The organism is Roseateles sp. GW821-FHT03B02 (assembly GCF_059421025.1).
On sequence record NZ_JBWKUV010000014.1, the window covers coordinates 44740 to 66129 of the forward strand.

Annotated in this window: 21 protein-coding genes and 1 pseudogene; 8 read left to right on the forward strand and 14 right to left on the reverse strand. The window is 69.8% G+C overall.

The window, feature by feature from the left end; translation table 11 throughout:
* Positions 1 to 7 precede the first annotated feature (7 nt).
* The 6 genes from AC07VX_RS25750 to AC07VX_RS25775 all read right to left on the reverse strand — a co-directional run bounded on the left by AC07VX_RS25750 (position 8) and on the right by AC07VX_RS25775 (position 8977).
* Complete coding sequence (locus tag AC07VX_RS25750; RefSeq protein WP_493166663.1) at positions 8 to 2473, reverse strand: PAS domain-containing sensor histidine kinase; 2466 nt, start codon at positions 2471 to 2473, stop codon at positions 8 to 10.
* A gap of 26 nt (positions 2474 to 2499) precedes the next feature.
* A complete protein-coding gene (locus AC07VX_RS25755) occupies positions 2500 to 3684 on the reverse strand; it encodes an EAL and HDOD domain-containing protein (RefSeq protein WP_493166664.1) in 1185 nt (394 codons plus the stop codon).
* A gap of 95 nt (positions 3685 to 3779) precedes the next feature.
* Entirely contained in the window at positions 3780 to 4991 is a 1212-nt protein-coding gene (gene flgL, locus AC07VX_RS25760) for a flagellar hook-associated protein FlgL (protein ID WP_493166665.1), read from the reverse strand.
* 16 nt (positions 4992 to 5007) lie between these two features.
* Positions 5008 to 6990: a flagellar hook-associated protein FlgK gene (gene flgK / locus AC07VX_RS25765; protein WP_493166666.1), complete on the reverse strand. Its 1983-nt coding sequence runs from the start codon at positions 6988 to 6990 to the stop codon at positions 5008 to 5010.
* A gap of 11 nt (positions 6991 to 7001) precedes the next feature.
* Positions 7002 to 7871 carry a flagellar assembly peptidoglycan hydrolase FlgJ gene (gene flgJ / locus AC07VX_RS25770; RefSeq protein WP_493166667.1) on the reverse strand — a complete coding sequence of 290 codons (870 nt, stop codon included), beginning with the start codon at positions 7869 to 7871 and terminating at the stop codon, positions 7002 to 7004.
* A complete protein-coding gene (locus AC07VX_RS25775; RefSeq protein ID WP_493166668.1) occupies positions 7871 to 8977 on the reverse strand; it encodes a flagellar basal body P-ring protein FlgI in 1107 nt (368 codons plus the stop codon). Before AC07VX_RS25775 ends, flgJ begins: the two co-directional genes overlap by 1 nt.
* 219 nt (positions 8978 to 9196) lie before the next feature.
* Between AC07VX_RS25775 and AC07VX_RS25780 the strand changes: the two genes are divergently transcribed.
* The 4 genes from AC07VX_RS25780 to AC07VX_RS25795 all read left to right on the forward strand — a co-directional run bounded on the left by AC07VX_RS25780 (position 9197) and on the right by AC07VX_RS25795 (position 13284).
* The gene (locus AC07VX_RS25780) at positions 9197 to 9595 is read left to right on the forward strand and encodes a hypothetical protein (RefSeq protein WP_493166669.1); all 399 of its coding nucleotides are present in this window, start codon (positions 9197 to 9199) and stop codon (positions 9593 to 9595) included.
* Between the two features lie 320 nt (positions 9596 to 9915).
* Positions 9916 to 11007, forward strand: a complete 1092-nt coding sequence (locus AC07VX_RS25785; protein WP_493166670.1) for a glycosyltransferase — start codon at positions 9916 to 9918, stop codon at positions 11005 to 11007.
* The gene (locus AC07VX_RS25790; RefSeq protein WP_493166671.1) at positions 11007 to 11927 is read left to right on the forward strand and encodes a glucosamine inositolphosphorylceramide transferase family protein; all 921 of its coding nucleotides are present in this window, start codon (positions 11007 to 11009) and stop codon (positions 11925 to 11927) included. The genes AC07VX_RS25785 and AC07VX_RS25790 overlap by 1 nt, the downstream gene beginning before the upstream one ends.
* A gap of 88 nt (positions 11928 to 12015) precedes the next feature.
* The gene (locus tag AC07VX_RS25795; RefSeq protein ID WP_493166672.1) at positions 12016 to 13284 is read left to right on the forward strand and encodes an amidohydrolase; all 1269 of its coding nucleotides are present in this window, start codon (positions 12016 to 12018) and stop codon (positions 13282 to 13284) included.
* Here AC07VX_RS25795 and AC07VX_RS25800 read toward each other — a convergent pair.
* The 8 genes from AC07VX_RS25800 to flgB all read right to left on the reverse strand — a co-directional run bounded on the left by AC07VX_RS25800 (position 13274) and on the right by flgB (position 19278).
* A complete protein-coding gene (locus AC07VX_RS25800) occupies positions 13274 to 13999 on the reverse strand; it encodes a substrate-binding periplasmic protein (protein ID WP_493166673.1) in 726 nt (241 codons plus the stop codon). The two genes, AC07VX_RS25795 and AC07VX_RS25800, sit on opposite strands and share 11 nt — an antisense overlap.
* A gap of 71 nt (positions 14000 to 14070) precedes the next feature.
* A complete protein-coding gene (locus tag AC07VX_RS25805; RefSeq protein ID WP_493166674.1) occupies positions 14071 to 14745 on the reverse strand; it encodes a flagellar basal body L-ring protein FlgH in 675 nt (224 codons plus the stop codon).
* 110 nt (positions 14746 to 14855) lie between these two features.
* Positions 14856 to 15638, reverse strand: coding sequence for a flagellar basal-body rod protein FlgG (gene flgG / locus AC07VX_RS25810; protein WP_493166675.1), 783 nt, complete (start codon positions 15636 to 15638; stop codon positions 14856 to 14858).
* 2 nt (positions 15639 to 15640) lie between these two features.
* On the reverse strand, positions 15641 to 16372 hold the full coding sequence (flgF, locus tag AC07VX_RS25815) for a flagellar basal-body rod protein FlgF (protein ID WP_493166676.1): 732 nt from the start codon (positions 16370 to 16372) through the stop codon (positions 15641 to 15643).
* A gap of 25 nt (positions 16373 to 16397) precedes the next feature.
* Positions 16398 to 17744 (reverse strand): flagellar hook protein FlgE, encoded by a 1347-nt coding sequence (gene flgE, locus AC07VX_RS25820; protein WP_493166677.1) that lies wholly within the window; start codon positions 17742 to 17744, stop codon positions 16398 to 16400.
* Positions 17745 to 17775: 31 nt separating this feature from the next.
* Positions 17776 to 18417: a flagellar hook assembly protein FlgD gene (locus AC07VX_RS25825; protein ID WP_493166678.1), complete on the reverse strand. Its 642-nt coding sequence runs from the start codon at positions 18415 to 18417 to the stop codon at positions 17776 to 17778.
* A gap of 16 nt (positions 18418 to 18433) precedes the next feature.
* On the reverse strand, positions 18434 to 18850 hold the full coding sequence (gene flgC / locus AC07VX_RS25830) for a flagellar basal body rod protein FlgC (protein WP_493166679.1): 417 nt from the start codon (positions 18848 to 18850) through the stop codon (positions 18434 to 18436).
* Positions 18851 to 18864: 14 nt separating this feature from the next.
* Positions 18865 to 19278: a flagellar basal body rod protein FlgB gene (gene flgB / locus AC07VX_RS25835; RefSeq protein WP_493166680.1), complete on the reverse strand. Its 414-nt coding sequence runs from the start codon at positions 19276 to 19278 to the stop codon at positions 18865 to 18867.
* A gap of 147 nt (positions 19279 to 19425) precedes the next feature.
* Between flgB and flgA the strand changes: the two genes are divergently transcribed.
* The 4 genes and pseudogenes from flgA to AC07VX_RS25855 form a co-directional block, all read left to right on the forward strand.
* Complete coding sequence (flgA, locus tag AC07VX_RS25840; protein WP_493166681.1) at positions 19426 to 20121, forward strand: flagellar basal body P-ring formation chaperone FlgA; 696 nt, start codon at positions 19426 to 19428, stop codon at positions 20119 to 20121.
* Positions 20122 to 20260: 139 nt separating this feature from the next.
* Complete coding sequence (gene flgM / locus AC07VX_RS25845) at positions 20261 to 20587, forward strand: flagellar biosynthesis anti-sigma factor FlgM (protein WP_493166682.1); 327 nt, start codon at positions 20261 to 20263, stop codon at positions 20585 to 20587.
* A 4-nt stretch (positions 20588 to 20591) separates the two neighbouring features.
* On the forward strand, positions 20592 to 20984 hold the full coding sequence (locus AC07VX_RS25850) for a hypothetical protein (RefSeq protein ID WP_493166683.1): 393 nt from the start codon (positions 20592 to 20594) through the stop codon (positions 20982 to 20984).
* A 127-nt stretch (positions 20985 to 21111) separates the two neighbouring features.
* Positions 21112 to 21390 (forward strand): annotated as a pseudogene (locus tag AC07VX_RS25855) (IS110 family transposase); the annotation flags it as partial.

Sequence of the window (21390 nt, forward strand, 5' to 3'; positions counted from 1 at the left end):
CAGCCGTTCACGACCCTTGTTTTGTGCCGGGATTGTGAACCACGCTGGGTGGAATCAGTTCCAGCCTGCAAACGACCTCGCCGCCGTGCTGCTCCAGGCTCAGGATGGCGCTGCGCCGGGGCAGCAGTGCGCGCACCAGGCCCAGGCCCGAGACGCCGCTCTTAACGTTCTGCAGCGCGAAGCCTTCGGGCAGCCGGCCGGGGTTGACGATCTCGACGGTCACGCCGGCCATGTCGCAGATGAGCTGGCAGCGTACCTGCGCGCCGTCGCCGTGGCGCAGCGCATTGCCGAGCAGCTCGTTGAGGCTGAGCGCGATGGGGATGGCCTCGGCCTCGGGCAGGCACCAGTCGTCCAGCAGGGCGCCGCCCTCGGCCGTGGTGGTGATGACACGGCCCTGCATGCGCTGCACCGAGCCGACGATGGCGTCGAAGACGCGCTTGAGCAGCAGCGGGCCGCTGGCGCCTACCTGCAGGCCGTAGACCTGGGCGATGGCCTGCACCTGGCCGACGGCGTCCTTCAGCACTGGCGCGACCTCGGGGCGGCGCGCGGCGATCTGCTGCAGCAGGCCGGCCACGCCCTGCAGGTTGTTCTTGATGCGGTGGTGCACCTCGCGCACCAGGAGCTCGCGCTGGGAGATGGCGGCCTGCAGCCGGGCCTGTTCGGCGGCGCGCTGCTCGGTCACGTCGCTGGCCACCAGCAGCAGCAGCTCGGGAGTGTCGTCGCCGCCGACACCGGCCAGATGCAGCAGCCGGGCGTCCCAGATGCGCGTCGAGGCGCCCGTGGGTACGTGGTACTCGCGCTGCACGACGGCCTGCGATTCGAGGGCCTCGCGCATGTCGGCCACGACCTGGGCGCCCTGCTCGGCGCCGAACAACTGGGCCGGCGTGCCGCCCAGCAGCGCGGCCTCCGGGCGGCCGGCCAGCGCGGCGGCTGCATGGTTGAGCTTGACGATGCGCAGGCTCTGGGCCTCGTGCAGCGTGATGGCCAGCGGCGCGCCCTCGATGATGCGGGCCAGCGAGGCCTGGGCCAGCCGGCTCTGGGCTTCGGCCTGGCGGCGGCGGTCGATGTCCAGCAGTGCGTAGGTCGTCTGCTGGGTCGTCGGGCCCGGGCCGTCCTCGCGCGGCGTCTGCACCGCGTTGCCGATGACCCAGAACTCGCGCCCGTCGCGGCCGCGCAGGCGGCATTCGAAGACATCGGCGCCCGGCTCAGCATGGAAGGCGTGCTCGTCGTCGCCCGGGGCCAGCACGCCCATGGGCCGGCCCTGCACGTCCTCCAGCTCGCAGCCGAACATGCGGCGCGCCGAGCGGTTCATCCATTCGATGCCGTCCGGCCCGACGGTGACGATGCCGACGAGCACCGAGTCCAGCACGGCGCGCTCGCTCTCGGCGCGCAGCAGCAGGGCGTTCTCTGCCTGGGCCTGGGCGGTCACGTCCAGTGTCACCACCGAGGTGGAACGCCGGCCGCCGGCGAGCAGCCCCGGCGCGACGCGGGTCAGCAGCCAGCGGCGGCCGAGCTCGGGGTGGCGCACCGCGTAGCGCACCTCGATGGCGTCGCCGCGCTTGAGTGCGCGCTGCAGGCGTTCGAACTCGGGCAGCGACGCCGGCTCGACGATCTCGCGGTTGATGCCTTGCAGCGAGCCCGGGGTCGGGCCCTGCTGCTTGGCCCCGGTCTTGAAGGGCGAGCCCTTGCGGTGGGCCTTGAGCCAGCCGGCCTCGGGCTGGAAGGTGGCCAGGCCCACGGCGGCGGTGTCCATCAGCGCGTCGAGCTGCTGGTGGGCGAGGTCGCGCTCGTGCAGGGTGCTCTGGTCTTCCAGCACGGCCAGCAGCAGCGCGCTGCCGTTGTGGCGCCACAGGCGCAGCCGCGCCTGCAGCCAGCGATGCTGGCCCTGGGGGTCGACGAACTCGGCCTCGGTGACGAGGGGGCCGTCCTGCGGGCGCTGGGCCGTCAGGGCCGGCAGCGGCGTGCCGCGGTTCCAGCCGAGCAGGGCCTGCAGCAGGTCGGGCAGGTCGTTGAGGTGGCGCGGCGCGGCGCCGCACAGGGCCGCGAAGGCCGCGTTGTGGCGCAGCACGGCGCCGCCCAGCGCGTCGGCCAGCACGGCCGGCAGCGGCGACAGGGCCAGCCACTCGGCCAGCGGCGGCTCGCCGGGGTCGGCGGCGCTGAGGCGGGCGTGCAGCAGCCAGTTGGGCCGTTCCCGCAGCAGGTGCAGGGTGGCGCGCTGGCCGTCGGCGAGCTTGAGCGGTGGCGCGACCGGCGGCGCGCGGCCGCTGTCGATGGCGTGGGTGGCGTCACGCAGCCAGGCCTCCAGCCGGCTGCCCGCGGCCTGGCGCAGCAGGCGCCAGCCCTCGGCGGCGTCTGTGCCCAGCCATTCGCGTGCGGCGGGGTTGGCGCGCAGCGCGGACAGGTCGGCCCGCAGCGTCAGCACCGGGTCGCCGACGAGGTCGAGCAGCGCAGCTGAGGCAGGCGGGCCGAACATGGTTCAGCCGTGCGACGGGCGCGGGCTCATTCGAGCTGGGACGCCTTGTGCAGGGCCCGCAGCACGCAGGCGTTGATCTCGCCGGCGCCCAGCATCAGCGCGTCGGCGCGCTCGCGGTAGTCGAACACGCTCTCGGATTCGATGGCCCGCACCAGCTCCAGATAAGGCAGGAAGGGGCCGCCGTCCTCGACGAGGGCCTGACGCACGCGCTCCGGCACGGGAATGCTCTGCAGCAGTTTCTCGAAGGGCTGCTTGAGCATGTGGTCCAGCAGCGAGAACAGGCCGCAGATGAACATCTCGTCACGCTGCTCGCGGTCCTCCATGCCTTGCGCCAGCTCCTCCATCAGCAGGCCGCGGCGCACGGCGCCGTACATGATGGGGCGCATGCTGTGATCCTTGCTGGCCGTCGTCAGCAGCAGGGCCAGCCAGCGCTTCAGGCGCGCGTAGCCCAGCAGCATGATGGCGTGGCGGAAGCTGGACACCTCCACCGGCAGGCCGAAGGCGGCGGAGTTCATGTAGCGCAGCAGCTTGAAGGCGAGGCTGGGGTCGCGCTTGAGCGTTTGCTCCAGGCGCTCGACGTCCTCGCCCTCGTCGACGCGCGAGATGAGCTCCATGATGACCTGCAGGTCGGCGGCGATCTCGGTCTTGGCGGCGCCGGGCGTGGCCTCGAAGATGCCGTCCATGGGCCAGCCGATGACCTGTTCGGCGCCGGCCTTGAAGCTGGCGTCGATGGCCTCGGCGCCGCGCACGCCGGCGTGCACCAGCGCGACGCCGGCCGGTGCGGCCTGCCCGAGGTCGAGGACGACCTGCTTGAAGACGGCGGCGACCGGGGCCGGCAGCGGCGCATTCGGCAGGCCCTTGAGCAGGCCGCCGTGGCCGGCACCCTTCAGCGCGGCGATGGCATCGGCGTGGGCCGGATCGGCGGCAATGAAGGCGGGCACCTCGATGAGCGTCGGCTGAGCGGGCGGCTGGGCGAGCAGGGCGGTGAGCAGGGCTTCACCCTGGGGGCTGATGACGACACCGCCCTGGGGCCAGGTGGCGGCCAGCGCGGCGAGCAGTTCGGCGTGGTCGATGCGAGCGTCGGCGCGCAGAGGCACCAGCGTCAGCCGGGTGCCGGCGATGGCGCGCTGGCGGTCGATGACCGGGGCGTAGCCGAGCGCGATGCCGGGCAGGATGGCGTGATCGAGGGCGGCTGGGATGTTGTCGGACATGGCGCGGCGCTGGGGGCGGGGAATGCGGCAGTCTGCCACGCCGCCCTGCCGGCCACGCTGTCAAATCGTGACAGCTTCACGCCAGCCGAGTGCCATCAGCCCTGGATGTACTGGAACAGCGACATGCGCTGGACCATGGCGTAGGTCTTGAGCGCCGTGTCGTAGCCGGTCTGCTGGTTCTGGAAGTCCGATATGCCCTGCACCATGTCGATGTCCTCGGCGGCGCTCTTTTCCTCGGTGTTGTACTGCTTGAGCGCGGCCAGCCGGCTTTCGGTGCCGTCGAGGTTGTTGAGCCGCTCGCCGGTCTGGCTGCGCATGTTCTGCAGGCCGCCCATGGCGGCGTCGATGTCGCGCAGGCGGCCGGAGTTGCTCTGGGCGATCTGGGCGTTGCTGCGCAGCGGCGTTTTGAGCTCGGCGATGGCGCGGTCCAGCACGTCGAATACCTTCAGCGAGTTGGTGGCCGGCGCGATGGAGAAGGCGTCGCCGTCGGCCGGCGTGCCGGTGACGGCGACGCTGATGCCGTCGAAGACGATGGACTGGCCGGACTTGTACGTGCCGCTGGTGACGCCCGCACCGGTATCGGTGTTGGTGACGTTGTAGGTCTGGGCCGGGGCGGTGCCGGCGATGTCGATGCGGTAGTTCTGGCCGGTGACCAGCGTCGGATCGACGACGCGGCCGGAATCGATCCAGGCCTGGGCGGGGTTGCCCGTGATGCCGTTGGGGCTGGCGTCGGTGACGAAGCTGCCGTTGCCGCTGCGCGCCTGCTCCCAGGCGGCGCGGCCGTCCACGCTGAGCTGGAAGTTGTCGAGGTTGCCGGTCTGGATGGTGCCGGGAACGCCGACGTAGGTGACGCCGCCGGACCGGTCGAGGAAGGGCGGGTTGGCCGAGCCCTGGCCCGAGAAGAGATAGCCGCCGGCGCCGTCGGGGCGGTTGGCGATGGACAGCAGCTGGTCGCGGATGCCCTGCAGCTTGTTCGCCAGGCCCTGGCGCTCGGCGTCGGAGTAGCTGGCGTTGCCGGCCGAGACCATGGTCTCGCGGGCCTGCTGCATCAGTTCGTTGGCATCGCCCAGGGCCGATTCGGCCAGCGTCATGCTGTTGCGGCTGGCTTCCAGCGCGCGCTGGTTGGCCTCGACGCGGCCGATGGCGGCCAGGGCCCGCTCGGCGCGCGCAGCGCCGGTGGGGTCGTCGCTGGCCGAGGCGATGCGCTTGCCCGAGGTCAGCTGCTGCTGCTGGTTCTGCAGAGCCTGCTGACGGCGCTGCAGGTTGGCGATGGAGGCGTCGTAGAGGTTGGCGGTGGAGAGTCTCATGGCTTACCTCGGGGGCCTAGCGCGATGCGATGCGCATCAGTTCGTCGAACAGGGACTGTGCCGTCTGCAGCACCTTGGCGGCGGCCTGGTAGCCCTGCTGGTACTGCATCAGCCGCGAGGCTTCCTCGTCGAGGTTGACGCCGGCCTGGCCCGAGCGGCTGGCCTCGGCGTCGCTGGCGACGCTGGTGGACACGCCGGACAGGTAGTTGGCGCTCTGCACGCGGGCGCCGATTTCGCTCATCGCCGCGGCGTAGGCGTCGTTGATCGTCGAGCCCGGGCTGACGGCGCCGCTGGTGAGCATCTGGCGGCCCACGAAGCCCTCGGCCTGGATGTTCAAGAAGGCCTTGGCGTTGCCGTTGTTGGTGCTGGTGTAGACGGTCGGGTCGAGGGTGATCTTGTCGCCCGAGCGCGGCACGCCGTTGGTGCGCAGCTCGAAGCCGAGGTCGATGCCTGCGGCCGGCTGGTTGCCGATGGCCTGGCCGGGGCTCCAGCTGCCGTTCAGCACGGTGCCGTCGGCCAGCGTCAGCGTGTACAGCACATTGCTCGCGTTGACCGGGTCGGGGCCGCCGAAGTCGACGGTCATGGGGGCCTTGGCCGGGTCGTAGTTGCCGTTGACGGCGTAGACGGTTTCGACGCTCAGCGTGCCGGTGTTGTTGACCGATGCCGAGGCCGTCAGCGGGGAGGCCGCTGCGATGCCGGCTGGGTTGTCCAGCACCCGGCGCATCTCGACGGCGGCGGCGCCGACCGGCTCGATGAGGAAGCTCTCGCCCGCGGCGGGTGCGCCGGGCGTAAAGGTGAACTTGACGCCGTCGATGGTGTCGCCGTCGGCGACGGTGCGCACCAGGCCGTCGGACAGTCGGGTGAGTTCGTAGTTGCCCGGCGTGGGTGAGGTCAGCTTGTAGCTGCTGGCCTGCAGCTGGCTGGCGTCGACGATGGTGGCCTGCACGCCGTTGGTGTAGGCGCCTCCAGGGCTGCGCAGGTTGGTGGCTGCCGGCAACACGCGGGGCGTGGCCACGTTGAAGATGGCCGCGCCCTTGCCGGGCGGGTTGGACAGGTCCAGACCCAGGGCGTTCTGCTCGTTGACGCGGGTGCCGATGGCGGCCGCGAGCTGCCCCAGCATGTTCTTGGCGTCCTGCAGGTCCTTGTTCTGGAAGCTCAGCAGGGCCGTCATCGAGCCGCCGGTGAGCACGCTTTCGTCCAGCGCCCGGCTGATGCCGCCCTCGGTCAGCGACACGACGGCGCGTTGCGGGTCGTAGGCGTCGTTGGAGACCTGCAGCGCCGAGGCCTGGTTGCCCAGCACCAGGCGCTGGCCGCCGCCGATGAAGACGCCGACGGTGTCGTCGTCGGCCGTCAGCGTCGTCACGGCCACGTGCTCGCCGAGCTGGGAGATCAGCTGCTCGCGCTGGTCCAGGAGGTCGTTGGGCGTGTGGCCGCTGCCGCGCGTCTTGGAGATCTGGTCGTTGATGCTGGCGATCTGCTGGGCCAGTTGGTTGACGACGGTGACGTTGGCCTTGAGGTCGCTCACCACCCCGGCCTGCAGGTCGGTGATCTGCTGGCCGGCATTGGAGAAGCGCACGGCCAGTTCATTGGCGCGGCCCAAGGCCACTTGGCGGGCGGAGGGGTCGCTCGGTCGGCTGGTCACATCGACCATGGCGTTCAGGAACTGGCTGGCCGCGTAGCCCAGGCCGTCGGTGCCGGGCGGGAAGAGCTTCTCCATGCGCGACAGCTGCTCGGCGCGCGTCGAATCCGCCGTCGCGGTGGACTTGGAGCTGGCGGCTTCCTTGGTCAGGTAGTCGTTGTGGGCGCGCACGACGGTCTGCACGTCCACGCCCTTGCCGAAGAAGCCGGCGCCGGTGTACTGGCCGGCCGAGGTTGTCAGCACGACCGACTGGCGCGAGTAGCCCGGCGTGTTGGCGTTGGCGATGTTCTGGCCGATGGTCTGCAATGCCGCCTGGTTGGCGAACATCGCGCGGGCGCCGAGGGTGAGCAGTCCAGCCATGGTTCAAGTCCTCATGCCAACGTGCTCTGCACGCGCTGCGTCGTCTGGATGGTCTTGGCCAGCTTCTCGGCGTAGGCCGGGTCGGTGGCGTAGCCGGCCTGCTGCAGGCCGCGGGCGAAGCCGGCTGCGTTCCCGCTCTGGGCCTGCGCCACGACCTTGGCGTAGCGCTCGTTGCTGCTGATGAGCCGGGCGTAGTCCTTGAAGGCCTCGTCGTAGCTGCCGTAGGCGCGGAATTTGGCCGTCACCTTGTGCGCCTGGCCGTTGATGACTTCTGTGGTCTGCACGTCCACGGTCTTGCCCGTCCAGCCCGGCGTGGCCTTGATGCCGAAGACGTTGTGGCTCTTGCTGCCGTCGGCGCCGGTGATCTCGCGCCTGCCCCAGCCGCTCTCGTGGGCGGCCTGGGCCACCATGAAGCTGGCCGGGATGCCGGTGGCGGCCGAGGCCGAGCGGGCCGCGGCGTCGTGTTGCTGGATGAAGTTCTGCACGTGGTTGGGAATGCCCTTGGTGGCCAGTGCGGGCAGGGCCTGGGCCAGCGTCGTCTGGCTGGCCTTCCTGACGTTCTCGGGCGACAGGTCCTGGATGCCCATCTGGCGCTGCAGCTGTTTCTGGATGGCTTCCGACAGACCGCCGGGCAGGCCGCTCATCTTGCCGGCGAACTGGGTGTCCAGCATTTCCGTGCCGAGCTGTGTCGCGTTGTTGTCCAGCATGCCGCTGGCCAGCGTGGAGGCGCGCATGCTCTTCATGACTTCCTGCATGAAGAGCGATTCGAACTGCCTGGCCGTCTCGCGGACGCTGGCCTTAGGGTCGCGCGAGGCCTGGGCCTTCAGCGCGTCCAGGCTGCCGAGGCTCTGGCCGGAAATGGACTGGAACGAGGAGGCCATCAGATCACCTCTAGCTCGGCGTTCAGGGCGCCCGCGCTCTTCATGGCCTGCAGGATGGCGAGCAGATCCTGGGGCGTGGCGCCGAGTGAATTGAGTGCCTTGACGACGTCGGAAAGCCGCGCGCCGGCCGGCAGCTGGATGAGGCTGCCGGGCTCCTGGCGGATGGCGATGTCGGCCTTCTCGGCCACCGTCGTCTGTCCGCCGGACAGCGCATTGGGCTGGCTGATGATGGGCGTGGAGCTGATCGTCACTGACAGGCTGCCGTGGGCCACGGCGCAGGACGACAGCGTGACGGCCTGGTTCATGACGATGGAGCCAGTGCGTGCGTTGATGACGACGCGGGCGGCCGGCGTGGCCATGTCGACGGCGAGGTTCTCCACATCGGCCAGGAAGGCGACGCGCTCGTCCGGCGTGGCCGGGGCGCGCACGCGCACGACGCGGCCGTCCAGCGCCTGGGCCGTGCCGTTGCCCTTGGCCCTGTTGATGGCCTGGGCCACGGCGCGGGCGGTGGCGAAGTCGCTGCTGTTGAGATCGAGCTGGATGCTGTCCCCCTGCGCGATGGGCGTGGGCACCGAGCGCTCGACGAGGGCACCTGCCGGGATGCGGCCGGCGCTGAGGTGATTGATCTGCACCTTGGATCCCCCCGCCGAGGCACCGGCGCCGCCGACCACGAGGTTGCCCTGGGCGATGGCGTAGACCTGGCCGTCCGCGCCGCGCAGCGGCGTGGCGATCAGCGTGCCGCCGCGCAGGCTCTTGGCGTTGCCGATGGAGGAGACATTGATGTCCAGCTGCTGGCCGGGCTGCGCGAAGGGCGGCAGCGAGGCCGTCACCATGACGGCGGCGATATTGCGCGGCTGCATGGTCACGCCCTGGGGCAGCAGCACGCCGAACTGCTGCAGCATGGCCGTCAGGCTCTGGCCGGTGAAGGGCGCCTGCGTGGTCTGGTCGCCCGTGCCGTCCAGGCCGACGATGAGGCCATAGCCCGTCAGCGGGTTGGAGCGCACGCCGGCGACGGACGCGACTTCCTTGATGCGCGCCGCCTGGGCGGGCGCCACGGGCGCCAGCACGACGGCCAAGCTGAGGAGGAGGGCTTGCAGGTACTTCACTCGGCAGATTCTGCGGACGCTTGAGCCCGCGAAGCCGCCGAAAAGGATGCCGACGGCACCGCTTTTCCAAACCATCGGTCGCGGCCGCCCGGCAAGGCGGGGATTTTTCACGCTGTAAGGCCGGGGCCGCTCGGCCGACCACTGGCCACCTGTGAGGCACTGAGGCGCCCAGTCAGCACAGCGAGCTTTTCTTCCCCCTACCTTTTCTGGAGACCCGAAATGAAACGTCTTTCCCTGCTGACCCTGGTGCTGGCCACTTCCCTCGCCGCCTTCGCTGCACCGTCCCAGGCCCAGAGCCTGACGCGCGAACAGGTCAAGATGGAGCGCGACGCCTTCCTGGCGCTGATGCGCTGGGATGAACTGACCGGCATGTGGGTGCTGAAGTCCGGCATGGAGCCGCCCAGGGGCGTCATGTCGCGCGCCGAGGTCATCGCCATGCGCGACCAGTTCCTGCGCATGAACGTCTACGACGACACCGTCGGCACCTGGGTGCCGATCAAGGCGCCGCGCGACATGAGCACGCTGACGCGCGAGCAGGTCAACATGGAAACGCTGCGCTTTTTGATGATGTACCGCTACGACGAGCAGCGCAACGAGTGGGTCAGCAAGATGCGCTGAACGCCGCACAACCGCCGCAAACGCCCGACCGCCCGGTCGGGCGTTTACATTTCGGCCGGCAAGCTCGCGCTCAGGTTCGGCGCCGGGTGGCATGCGATCCTGTCAATCCCGATGCAACAGCGTTGCAGTGCCGGCCGCGGTGCCGGCGGGTCGTTGCGCGATGACCCAGGCCTGCGTGTTTTCCCGCAGATCGTGAGATTTGGCGGTGTTTGGAGGCCGAAAACCTCCGAGGAACCGTCGATGCGAGGGGGGATGTGACAGGTTTCTGAATGTGTACGACGGTAAAGTTTTATTTACCGTTCCGTTGCATTTGACCTGCCATGCCCCCGCCCTTCGAACCGCTGACCCTGGTTCATGTCGTGTTTTCGTCCCGGATCGCGGGCGGTGAGCGGCATTGCATCGACCTCGCCAACGCCCAGGCCGCCCTGGGTCACCAAGTGCACGTCATCGGCTCGACCGGCTCGGCGGTCGCCGCAGCGCTGGCGCCCGGCGTGCAGTTCCACGGCCTCGCCCTGCCCCTGCTGCGCGGCTGGCGCGTCGCAGCGCTGGCGCGCCGCCTCGGTGCCGATGTTTGCCACGGCCATCTCGGCCCGGCCTGCAAGGCCGTTGCGCACGCCCGCGCCTCGGCCCGCATCGGCACCCTGCACGTTGGCTACAAAGCCCACCATCACGAGCAACTGGATGGCCTGGTCTGCGTGAACCGCGCCCAGCATGAGGGTCTGCCCCGGGGTGAGGCGCTGGCCAGCGTCATCTACAACTGGGCGCCCGAGCGTGACCCTGTGGCCGCCGCGCGCCACACCGATCTGCGTGCCGAGCTTGGCTTGGCGCCCGACCAGCTGCTGGTCGGCAGCGTCGGCCGGCTGCACCGCAGCAAGGGCATGGACCTGCTGATCGCCGGCTTCAAGGCCCACGCGCCCGCCGACGCGGTGCTGGCCATCCTCGGCGAGGGGCCCGACGAGGCCTTGCTGAAGGAGATGGCGGCCGCCGACTCGCGCATCCGCCTGCTGGGATTCCGCAGCGATGTCGACCAGGCGCTGAAGGCCTTCGACCTGTTCGTGTCGCCCTCCCGCGAGGAGGCGTTTCCGCTGGCCATCCTCGAGGCCATGCGCGCCGGCCGGCCGGTGCTGTCTTCCGCCACGCAGGGGCCGCTGGAGATGCTTGCCGGCCAGCCGGCCCGGCTCGTTCCGGTGGGCGACGCTCATGCCCTGGGCCATGCCGTGGCCGAGGAACTGGCCCGCCTGCGCCCCCTCGGCGCGCAGCAGCGCGCCGTGCGCTACGCAACGGCTGCCTACGACCGCGCCAATGCCGTTTCCCGCACGCTGGGCTTCTACCGCGACGTGATGCTGCACCAGGCTGCCCAGGCCAAGCGCTTCGACGACGGAGACGAGGCCTACGCCGCCTGGCGCGCCTGATGCTCAAGAGACCGCGCACCGACTTCTGGCAAGTCGGCATCGTCCCCGTTGCCGTTGAAGACATCGACGCCCGCCGCTTGAGCGCGGTGCGCGAGCGCATCACCTGGTTGCCCGAGGCCGGCCGCTGGCGCTATCTGGCCGACCCCTTCGGCCTGGTAAGGGGCGACGCCCTGCATGTCTTCGTCGAGGCGTTCGACTACCGGACCAAGCGCGCCACCATCGAGCGTCACGAGTTCGGCCTGGCCGATCTGCGCTGGCGCCGCCAGGCGACGGTGCTGGACAAGCCTTTCCACCTGTCCTACCCCCAGGTCTTCGAGCACGACGGCGAGACCTGGATGGTGCCGGAGACCTATCAGGCCGGCGAGATAGCTCTGTACCGCGCGAGCGACGAGTCGCTGGACCAATGGGAGCGCGAATGTGCGCTGATCGGCGGCGTTCCCGGTGCAGACGCCTCGCTGGTCGAGTACCAGGGGCGTTGGTGGATGTTCTACACGCTGGTCGGCCCCGGCGCGCGTGACCAGCGCGAGCTGCACATTGCCTACGCGCCGGCGCTGGCTGGACCCTGGAAGCCCCTGGCCGCCAACCCGGTGCGCGACGACCGCCGCGGCGCCCGGCCTGCCGGCCGGCCCTTCGTGGGCCGGGACGGCGTGCTGGCGCTGCCGGTGCAGGACAGCTCGACCGGCTATGGCGGCGCCACGCGGCTGCTGCGCTTTCCGGTACTGACGCCCGAGCGCGTGGACATCCGCGCCAGCGAGGAGCGGCTGACCGGCGACTTGGCGAGCGACAGCCACACCGCCGGCCTGCACACGCTGTCTGGCTGCGGCAGCCTGACGCTGATCGACGTGAAGCGCATCGACCGCTCGCGCGGCAGGCAGTGGCTGGACTTCAGGCGGCGGCTGAAGCGGCTGTTCGCCGCCTGACGCAGCCGCCCGCCGGGTTGTTTCACGGGTGGGCGCCTGCGGCGCGGCGGTCTAGGATGAAGGCCGTCACCGATCGCCAAAACCTGCCATGAGCCCCCAGCTGCCTCTCGACGAACGCATCGCCGCGCTGACGGCGGCCCTGGAGCCCCAGGTCATCGCCTGGCGGCGCGACCTGCACCAGCATCCCGAACTGGGCAACCGCGAGTTCCGCACCGCGGCCATCATTGCCGAGCATCTGCGTGGCCTGGGTTTCGACGAGGTGAGGACGGGCGTCGCCCATACCGGTGTCGTCGGGCTGCTCAGGGGTGGCAGGCCCGGCGGCGGCGTCGCGCTGCGCGCCGACATGGACGGCCTGCCCGTCACCGAGGAGGTGGAACTGCCCTTCGCCTCCAAGGCCCGCGCGGTCTGGAACGGCGAAGAGGTGGGCGTCATGCATGCCTGCGGGCACGATTGCCATGTCGCCATCCTGATGGGCGTGGCCAGCATCCTGGCTAGCCTACGTGCCGACATCCCCGGCAGCGTCAAGTTCATCTTCCAGCCTGCCGAGGAAATGCCGCCCGAGGGCGAGGAGGGCGGTGCCGCACTGATGATCAAGGAGGGCGTGCTGGAGAACCCCACGCCCAGTGCCATCTTCGGGCTGCACGTCACGTCGCGCCAGCCGGCCGGCGTCATCGGTTACCGGCCCGGGCCGACGATGGCGAGCAGCGACAAGCTCAAGATCACCGTGCAGGGCAAGCAGACCCACGGCGCGGCGCCCTGGCTGGGCGTGGATCCCATCGTCACGTCCGCCCAGATCGTGCTGGGCCTGCAGACCATCGTCAGCCGCACGCTGGACCTGAACCGCGAGCCGGCCGTCGTCACCATCGGCGCCATCAAGGGCGGCGTGCGCGAGAACATCATCCCGGACACCGTCGAGATGCGCGGCACCATCCGCAGCTTCGACGAGGGCATGCGCGACGCCATCCACGAGCGCGTGACGCAGCTGGCCGAGGGCATCTCGGCGGCGTCGCGCGCGAGCTGCAAGGTCTGCATCACGAAGAACTACCCCGTCACGCGCAACGACCCGGTGCTGACCGAGCAGATGCTGCCCACGCTGACCCGCGTCGCCAGCACGGGCCCGCGGCCGATGGGCATCGAGGTCGTGCCCAAGGTGACCGGCGCGGAGGATTTCTCCTTCTTCCAGCGCCTGATCCCGGGGTTGTTCTTCTTCGTCGGCGTGACGCCGCCGGAGATCGACCCCAGCCAGGCCCACTCCAATCACTCGCCGCGCTTCGTCGTCGACGAGCGCGGGCTGGAGGTGGGTGTGCGTGCGCTGGCCCAGCTGGCGGTGGACTATCTGGCGTCGATCAGGGGCTGATCCCGCCCCAGGCGGCGCTACGCAGGCGCGCGGACTCGCCACTGTCCTCCATCTGCTGCAGCACGGCGGCCAGGCGTGGCAGCAGCTCGCGGTGGCGCATGTGCAGCAGCGGGTGCAGCGGCGTCACGCTCAGCGGCGTCGGCAGGGCGACCAGGCCCTGCATCTGCTCGGAGTCCGGTTCGGGCTCGCCGGCGGCGTGGGTGAGCAGCGCGACGTCGACGGCCTCGGTGCGCAGCAGCCGCAGCAGGTCGGCATGCGTCGTCGCTTCCAGCCTGCGCGGCACGGCGGAGAGCAGGTTCTCGATGAGCACGACCCCGCGCGGATAGCCCACGCGCAGCTGCGCCAGCGCGCCCCAGTCTGCCGGTGCGGCTGCGCGCTGGCGCACGTAGCCGACGACCTTGACCGTGGCGATGGCCACCGGCACGACCAGCAGCGTGGGGTGGTCCTGCACGATGGCGCGGATGCGCAGCGTCTCGCCGTCCAGTTGGCCCAGCTCCGTCATGCGCAGCGAACGGCGCAGCGGCAGGGCCTCGAAGTTCACGGCCAGGCCCAGGCGCTGGAAAGCGCGGCCCAGCACCGCGCGGCCGCCGGGGGCGAGGCCACTCTGGTCGTTGGCGTCGGTGGCGAAGCGCAGCACCTGCGGCTGGGCCGGCAGGCCGAGCGGCAACCCCGCGGCGATGGCGATAACGGCCGTGCGGCGCCGCCAGTGCTCCATGGCCTGTCCCTCAACGTTCGGTGTGCTCCCCTGGCGTCGATGGTATGCCCGCGCGCCGGCCGCGGCGAGGCTCAGCTCGGCGCGATGTTCAGGAAGAAGCGCGACAGCCAGCCCACCGCGTGGGCGTCGGAGGCGGCGCCGCGGCCGCGCTGCTCGATGCGCACGTTGGCCACCGAGGTCGACGCCACGGCGTTGCCCTGGCCGATGGAGCGCGGGTCCACCTGGCCGGAGAAGCGCAGCACGTCGACGTTGCGGTTCACGCCGATCTGCTTCTCGCCGCTGATCATCAGATGGCCGTTGGGCAGCACGGCGGTCACGACGGCGGTGATGGCGCCGGTGAACTCGTTGGTGTTCTGGTTGCTTCCCTTGCCCTTGTTGTCGTTGGCCGACGTGGCGCCGGCGCTGGCCTTGCCGAAGGAGTTGCCGGCAATGCCCGGCAGGGCGGTCACGCCGGCCGACAGGCTGCCGGACTTGCTCAACTCGCTGGTGCTGGTCTGCGACGCGGAAACGCGCTCGGTGATGTTGATGGTCAGCGTGTCGCCGACGAGGCGGGCGCGGTGGTCCTCGAACAGCGGGCGGTAGCTGGCGCCCTGGTAGATGGCGCCGTTGGTGGGCGCCATGGCCTGCACCGGCGGCAGGTTGACGACCGGCGTGTGGGCCAGCTCTACCTGGGGCTCGGGGTAGGGCGTGGCGCAGCCGGCGAGCAAGGCGCTGGCGGTGATGGCGGTCAGTACAACGAACTTCATGATGACTCTTCCATTCTTCAGGCCGCTCATCCGGCGGCTGCCGCGGAACCGGCTTTGCCGGGCCGCTGGCTGTGCCCCCTGGGGGGAGCGCGCGAGCGCTACGGGGGGTACTAGATTTGCGCCAGCTTCTGCAGCATCTGGTCGGACGTCTGCACGGCCTTGGAGTTCAGCTCGTAGGCGCGCTGGGTCTGGATCATCTGCACCAGTTCCTCCACGACATTGACGTTGGACGTCTCGACGAAGCCTTGCTGCAGCGCGCCCATGCCGTTGTTGCTGGGCGCGCCGGTATTGGGCGTGCCGCTGGCGGCGGTCTCGGCGAACAGGTTCTGGCCCTTGGGGTCCAGGCCGGCCGGGTTGACGAAGTTCGCGAGCTGGATCTGGCCCACCGTCTGCGGCGTGGCCTGGGCCGGCAGCGTGACGCTGACCGTGCCGTCGTTGCCGATGGTCAGGCTCTGCGCGTTCTGCGGGATCGTGATGCCGGGCAGCACCGTGTAGCCGTTGCTCGTGACCATCTGGCCGTTGGCGTTCAGCTGGAACGAGCCGTCGCGGGTGTAGGCCGTCGTGCCGTCGGGCAGCTGGATCTGGAAGAAGCCGTCGCCCTTGATGGCCAGGTCCAGGTTGTTGCTGGTCTGCTGCAGATTGCCCTGCGTGTAGATGCGGGCCGTGGCCACCGGGCGTACGCCCAGGCCCACCTGCAGGCCGGTGGGCAGCGTCGTCTGCTCGGTGCTGTTGGCACCGGCCTGGCGCATGTTCTGGTAGATCAGGTCCTCGAAGACGGCGTGCGAACGCTTGTAGCCGTTGGTGGCGACGTTGGCGAGGTTGTGCGAGATGTTGTCCAGCTGGGTCTGCTGGGCTTCCATGCCGGTCTTGGCAATCCACAAGGAACGCATCATGGTCAGGTACTCCCGAGGAGCTTGGCCGATTGCTGGCCTTGGGTCTGTGCAATCTGCAGCAGCTTCATCTGCTGCTCGAACTGGCGGCCGGCGGCGATCATGGCGACCATCGTCTCGACCGGGCTGACGTTGCTGCCTTCCAGTGCGCCGTCCTGCAGCCGGGCCGCGGGGTTGGCGGGCAGGTCGCCCTCTGCAGCGCGGAACAGCCCGTCGTCGCCGCGCGTGAGCTGCTGCGCTGTCTCGGGCGTGACGAGCTTGAGGCGCCCCACCGTCGTCGGCTTCTGGTTGGGCGCCTTGGCGCTGACGGTGCCGTCGCTGCCGATGGCCACCTCGCTGTTGGGCGGCACGTTGATGGGACCACCGTCGCCCAGCACCGGCATGCCGCTGCGCATGACGAGCAGGCCTTCCGCGTTCACGTCCAGCGAGCCGGCGCGGGTGTAGGCCTCGGTGCCGTCGTTGGCCTGCACGGCCAGCCAGGCATTGCCCTGCATGGCCACGTCGAGGTTGCGGCCGGTGGGCGTCAGCGGCCCCTGGGCATCGTTGTAGCCGATGGTGGTTTCCAGCGCATAGGCGCGCGTGGAGGCGCCATCGCCCCGCACCGGCACGGCGCGGAAGGCCTGCAGCTCGGCGCGAAAGCCGTTGGTCGTGACGTTGGCGAGGTTGTGCGAGAGCACGTCCTGCCGCTGCATGGCCGCCTTGGCGCCGGCCATCGAGAGGTAGATCATGCGGTCCATCGCGTGTCCTCAGCCGTTGTCGAGATCAGCGCAGGTTCACGATCGTCTGCAGGACCTGGTCCTGCGTCTTGATCGTCTGGGCGCTGGCCTGGTAGGCACGCTGGGCCGTCACCATGTTGACCAGCTCGGCCGTGATGTCGACGTTGCTTTCCTCCAGCGCGCCGGACTGCAGCGAGCCCATGTTGCCGTCGCCCGGCACGCCCACCACCGCGTCACCCGAGGCGACGGTGCGGATCCAGACGTTGCCGCCCATGGTCTGCAGGCCCTGCGGGTTGCGGAAGTTGGCCAGCTCGATCTGGCCGGCAGGCTTGCTCTGGCCGTTGGAATAGCGGGCCTGGATGACGCCGTTGTTGGCGACCTGGATGCCGGTCAGCTGGCCGGGGGCGTAGCCGTCCTGGGTCAGGTTGGTCACGGCGAAGCTGCTGCCGTTCTCGGTGGCGCCGGCCAGGTCCAGCTGGATGTTGGGAATGGACAGCGTCGGGTTGCCGCGCGAGCTGGTGCCGGCCGGCACCGTCATGTTGATGGCGCCGGGCGGCGTGGTGGTGCTGCCCGCGATGCCGGACGGCGAGCCGCCGGTGGGCGGGAAGGTGATGGTGGTGTAGGGCGTCGTCGGGTTGCCGAAGGCGTCCAGCGCGATGGCCGCGCCCGAGGCGTCGGTGTCAAAGGGCGTGCCGTTGGCTGTCCCGTAGACGTTCCAGACATCGTTGGGCGGCGTGGCACCGCTGGGGTCGGTCGCGCGCTGGAAGTAGAAGGTCACGGCCACGTCCTGGCCCTTGGCGTCGTAGACGGTCAGCGAGGTCGCGTTGTTGTAGGTGGCGCTGTCCTTGAGGTCCATGCCCGTGCCGGTGCCGCCGCCGGGGGCGGTTGTCTTCAGGCGGGAGTCGAGGTTGAGCTCCATCTTCACGGTGGACGTCACGGCCGGCGGGATGCCGCCCGTGGGCAGCTGCAGCGGCTGGGCCGTGCCCGGCTGGATGACGCCGGCGCCGTTGGCCGGGTAGCCCATCAGCTTGAGTTGGTCGTTGTTGACGATGAAGCCGTCCTTGCTGACCTTGAACTGGCCGTTGCGGCTGTAGCGCGTCGGGTTGGTGCCGTCGCTGACCTGGAAGAAGCCGCCGCCGTTGATGGCGAGGTCCATCGGGTTCTCGGTCGTCGTGATGTTGCCCTGCGTGAACTGCTGGGCCACCGACTGCAGCGAGGTGCCGATGCCGACCTGGTTCTGGCCGGCGCCGTTCAGCGCGGCGGCGTAGACGTCGGCGAACTCGGCCCGCGCACCCTTGGCGCCGTAGGTGCCGGAGTTGGCGATGTTGTTGCCGATGACATCGAGGTTCTTGGACGCGGCGTTGAGCCCGGAGAGGCCTTGCTGGAAGCTCATGGGGAGTCCTTGCTGTCGTGCGGGTGAGGGTTCAGTTGACGGACGAGACGGCGGTGTAGTCCACCGGGCCCAGGCGTTCGAGGTTGAGCTTGAGGCTGCCGTTCTCGCTGTAGACGGCGTCCACCTTGTCGTGGGCGTAGAGCGTCGACGTGACGGCCGCCGTGCCGTTGGTGGCGGTGATGCGGTACTTGAGGTCGCTGCCCTCGGCGGCCTTGGTGCCGGCCGGCCAGGAGAAGGTCTGCCGGCCAGAGCCCTGGGCGCCGAGCTGGATCGTGTCGATGACGTTGCCGGCCGTTCCGAGGATCTCCAGCTTGACGGCCTGGGCCGCGCCGTCGAGCTCGTAGCTGGCCTCGGCGGCGCCGTTCTCCACCCGCAGCTTGTCGCTGGGCACGCTGACTTCGCGGCCCACCAGCGAGATGGACTGCAGTGCCTGCATCTGGCCCAGCTGGCCGCCCAGGCTCTTGATGCTGGTGTCCAGCGTCGACAGGCTCGTGACCTGCTGGATCTGCGCCATCTGGCTCGTCACCTGGGCGTTGTCCATCGGGTTGAGCGGATCCTGGTTGTTCATCTGCGCGACGAGCAGCTTCAGGAAACGGTCCTGGGTCTCGGCGGCGTTCTTGGCCGAGGTGGTCTGCGCCGGCGTGCTGCTGCCGTTGAGTGCGGTGATGTCCATGGCTTGCTCTCAGCGGTCAGGACTGACCGAGTTGCAAGGTCTTGAGCAGCAGGCTCTTGGCCGTGCTCATCACCTCGATGTTGTTCTGGTAGGAGCGCGAGGCCGAGATCATGTTGACCATCTCCTCCACCGGGTTCACGTTGGAGTAGGTCACGTAGCCGTCGGCATCCGCCTGCGGGTGCTTGGGGTCGTGCACGCGGCGGCCGGGTGTCTGGTCCTCCGTGACCTGGGTCACGCGCACGCCGGCATTGCCGCTGTCGTTGCCCGCGCCCAGCAGCTGGGTCTGGAAGACCACCTGGCGCGCCTTGTAGGCCTGGCCGTCGGGGCCGGCCACCGTGTCGGCATTGGCCAGGTTGCTGGCCACGACGTTCAGGCGCTGGCTCTGCGCGCTGACCGCGCTGCCGGAGACATTGAAGATCTGGAACATCGACATGGCTTAACCCTCCATCAGCCCTGGTTGTGCGACTTCATCGCATCCAGCGCCGTGCGCACCGAGCCGTTGATGAAGCGCAGCGTGGCCTCGTACTTCACCGAGTTGTCGGCGAAGCTGGCGCGCTCGCGATCCATGTCCACGCCGTTGCTGTCCAGGCTGGTCTGGGACTGCAGCGCGTATTCCTTGCCGCTTTCGCCGCGGGCGCCGGCGGCCGGCGCGATGTGGCCGCGCTGGGTCGTCTGCAGCGCGCCGTTGGTGGCGATCTCGCCGGTGGCCTCGCGCAGGGCCCTGGCGAAGTCGATGTCGCGGGCCTGGAAGCCCGGCGTGTCGGCATTGGCGATGTTGCTGGCGAGCAGGCGCTGACGCTCCGCCCGCAGCGTGAGCGCCTGGGTCTGGAAGTTCAGCGTGTCGGTGAGTCGGTTCAACATCTGGGGGCCTCTTTCGAGGTGGGCAGCCGGGATGGCTCTTCTCGCAAATTGTCTGAAGCAGCTCCGAAAACATGAGCGGGATCAACGGTGCAAAAGCCGCTCAATTCGGATCTAGGGAAGGCCGCTGCCGTCCCTAGAGTGGCGGTCATGCTGCGTGCCACCCTGCTCATCGTTTGCCTGCTCGGCGCCGCCCTGGCGCGGGCGCAGACCGTGCTGGATCCGGCATTGCTGGAGCGCGTGCGCGTGCTGGCCGAGACGGCCGCCCGCGCCGCCGCGCCCCCGAACACCCGCGTCGCCATCGAGATCGGCGCGCTGGATGCCCGGCTGCGGCTGGCGCCCTGCCAGCAGGTCCAGCCCTATCTGCCGCCCGGCATGGCCGTCTGGGGCCGCAGCCGCATCGGCCTGCGCTGCACCGATGGCGTGGCGCGCTGGAACGTCACGCTGCCGGTGCGCGTCGCCGTCTACGGCCGCGCCGTCGTCGCCAGCGGCCCGCTGCCGGCAGGCGTGAATTTGTCTCAAGACCAGCTGGCCCTGGCCGATATCGACATTGCCGCGGAACCCGGCGCCGTCTTCACCGACGCGGCCCTGCTGATCGGGCGCAGCCTTGCCCGGCCGCTGCAGGCCGCCGAGGCGGTGCGTGCGCCGGCGCTCAAGTCGCGCCAGTGGTTTGCTGCGGGCGAGACGGTGCAGGTGCTGGCCGTCGGGCCGGGTTTTTCCGTGGCGTCCGAGGCGCAGGCGCTGTCCGCCGGCCTGGAGGGCCAGGAGGTCAGGGTGCGCTTCGAGAGTGGCCGCGTCGCCAGCGGCCGGGCTGTCGCCGAACGGCGCGTGGAGCTTGCGTTGTGAGCAAAGCGCCACGAATCGTCACAACTGGCCGGAAAAACCCGCCAGTTCCCGCTCAAGTTGCCGCCTCCGGGGCCGATACAAGGGGAAACTCCCCTGCAATGCCCCCGGCGGGGTCCGCCCCCGCACCCTGGAGAAGCACATGAAGATCGGTAACAGCCCTGAAGGAAGCGCCGGCCCGGCCAAGGCCGAGCAGCGACCCGCTGCGCGCAAACCCGAGGCCGCTGGCGCCAACGAGGTCGTCCGCCAGGCGGCCACGCCCGCCCCCAGCACCCAGGTCGCCATCTCCAGCACCGCCAAGCTGGCCGCCAGCGCCGGATCCGACGACGGCAGCTTCGACGCCGCCAAGGTTGACCGCATCGCCAAGGCCATCAGTGAGGGCAAGTTCACGGTCAATGCCCATGCGATCGCCGACAAGCTGGTTGCAAATGCGCAAGAATTGCTGAGCGCGCGCGCCAACAAGCATTAATCCCATGACAGCCACCGCCTCGTCCCCTTCGCTCGGCCCCGAACTCGAACAGCCCCTGCTGGCCGTCGAGGCGGCGCTGAACCAGCTCGGCGACGCGCTGGCCCGCCGCGACGCGGCCGCCATCGAGCAGCATGCCGCCGAGCTGCACCAGCACCTGGCCCGCGCCGTGCAGAGCTTTAGCGAAGCCGCCCGCACCGGCAGCGTGCCCAGCGCGCTGCGCAACCGCCTCGTGCGCGCTGGCGGCCTGCTGGCTGCCCAGCGCGAAACCCTGGCCCGCGGCAATGCCTCCCTGGATCGTGCGCTGGACGTGCTGATCCCCAGCGAGCCCACCGGCCTTTACGGCGCCAGCGGCAAGGCCGAGCGCCGCAGCACGGGCGGTGGCAGCTTCCAGGCCTGACCCACCGCGTGAATGAAGAAAGCCACCCTCGGGTGGCTAATGAGATGGTCACCCCCATCTCGTGTTTGCCCCGAACACCCCGGTGACATAGGTTTCCGGGGTGTTCTTCTTTGTGGCGGAGGTCATCATGGACTCTGTGACGCTGGTCGGCATCGCTCTGGGCAAGCACTCGTTTCACCTGCACGGTCAGGACCGCAAGGGCCTGGCGGTGTTCCGCAGGAAGCTCAACCGCAAGCAGCTCATTGAGTTCTTCGCCAAGTTCCACCCCTGTGTGGCCGTGATGGAGGCCTGCGCCGGCGCGCACTACCTGGCGCGCAAGCTCGTCGCCCTGGGCCACGAGGTCAAGCTGATCTCACCGCAGTACGTTCGCCCCTTCGTGAAGGGCAACAAGAACGACTTCATCGAC

What these genes read in the sequence shown, in the direction of transcription:
- flgB (WP_493166680.1), bottom strand. Translation starts at nt 19,278, where the DNA reads ATGTTGAACCGACTCACCGACACGCTGAACTTCCAGACCCAGGCGCTC.
- AC07VX_RS25750 (WP_493166663.1), bottom strand. Translation starts at nt 2,473, where the DNA reads ATGTTCGGCCCGCCTGCCTCAGCTGCGCTGCTCGACCTCGTCGGCGAC.
- flgL (WP_493166665.1), bottom strand. Translation starts at nt 4,991, where the DNA reads ATGAGACTCTCCACCGCCAACCTCTACGACGCCTCCATCGCCAACCTG.
- AC07VX_RS25755 (WP_493166664.1), bottom strand. Translation starts at nt 3,684, where the DNA reads ATGTCCGACAACATCCCAGCCGCCCTCGATCACGCCATCCTGCCCGGC.
- AC07VX_RS25825 (WP_493166678.1), bottom strand. Translation starts at nt 18,417, where the DNA reads ATGGACATCACCGCACTCAACGGCAGCAGCACGCCGGCGCAGACCACC.
- flgG (WP_493166675.1), bottom strand. Translation starts at nt 15,638, where the DNA reads ATGATGCGTTCCTTGTGGATTGCCAAGACCGGCATGGAAGCCCAGCAG.
- AC07VX_RS25795 (WP_493166672.1), top strand. Translation starts at nt 12,016, where the DNA reads ATGAGCCCCCAGCTGCCTCTCGACGAACGCATCGCCGCGCTGACGGCG.
- flgK (WP_493166666.1), bottom strand. Translation starts at nt 6,990, where the DNA reads ATGGCTGGACTGCTCACCCTCGGCGCCCGCGCGATGTTCGCCAACCAG.
- AC07VX_RS25780 (WP_493166669.1), top strand. Translation starts at nt 9,197, where the DNA reads ATGAAACGTCTTTCCCTGCTGACCCTGGTGCTGGCCACTTCCCTCGCC.
- AC07VX_RS25790 (WP_493166671.1), top strand. Translation starts at nt 11,007, where the DNA reads ATGCTCAAGAGACCGCGCACCGACTTCTGGCAAGTCGGCATCGTCCCC.
- AC07VX_RS25785 (WP_493166670.1), top strand. Translation starts at nt 9,916, where the DNA reads ATGCCCCCGCCCTTCGAACCGCTGACCCTGGTTCATGTCGTGTTTTCG.
- AC07VX_RS25800 (WP_493166673.1), bottom strand. Translation starts at nt 13,999, where the DNA reads ATGGAGCACTGGCGGCGCCGCACGGCCGTTATCGCCATCGCCGCGGGG.
- AC07VX_RS25805 (WP_493166674.1), bottom strand. Translation starts at nt 14,745, where the DNA reads ATGAAGTTCGTTGTACTGACCGCCATCACCGCCAGCGCCTTGCTCGCC.
- flgM (WP_493166682.1), top strand. Translation starts at nt 20,261, where the DNA reads ATGAAGATCGGTAACAGCCCTGAAGGAAGCGCCGGCCCGGCCAAGGCC.
- flgC (WP_493166679.1), bottom strand. Translation starts at nt 18,850, where the DNA reads ATGTCGATGTTCCAGATCTTCAATGTCTCCGGCAGCGCGGTCAGCGCG.
- flgJ (WP_493166667.1), bottom strand. Translation starts at nt 7,871, where the DNA reads ATGGCCTCCTCGTTCCAGTCCATTTCCGGCCAGAGCCTCGGCAGCCTG.
- AC07VX_RS25850 (WP_493166683.1), top strand. Translation starts at nt 20,592, where the DNA reads ATGACAGCCACCGCCTCGTCCCCTTCGCTCGGCCCCGAACTCGAACAG.
- flgA (WP_493166681.1), top strand. Translation starts at nt 19,426, where the DNA reads ATGCTGCGTGCCACCCTGCTCATCGTTTGCCTGCTCGGCGCCGCCCTG.
- flgE (WP_493166677.1), bottom strand. Translation starts at nt 17,744, where the DNA reads ATGAGCTTCCAGCAAGGCCTCTCCGGGCTCAACGCCGCGTCCAAGAAC.
- flgF (WP_493166676.1), bottom strand. Translation starts at nt 16,372, where the DNA reads ATGGACCGCATGATCTACCTCTCGATGGCCGGCGCCAAGGCGGCCATG.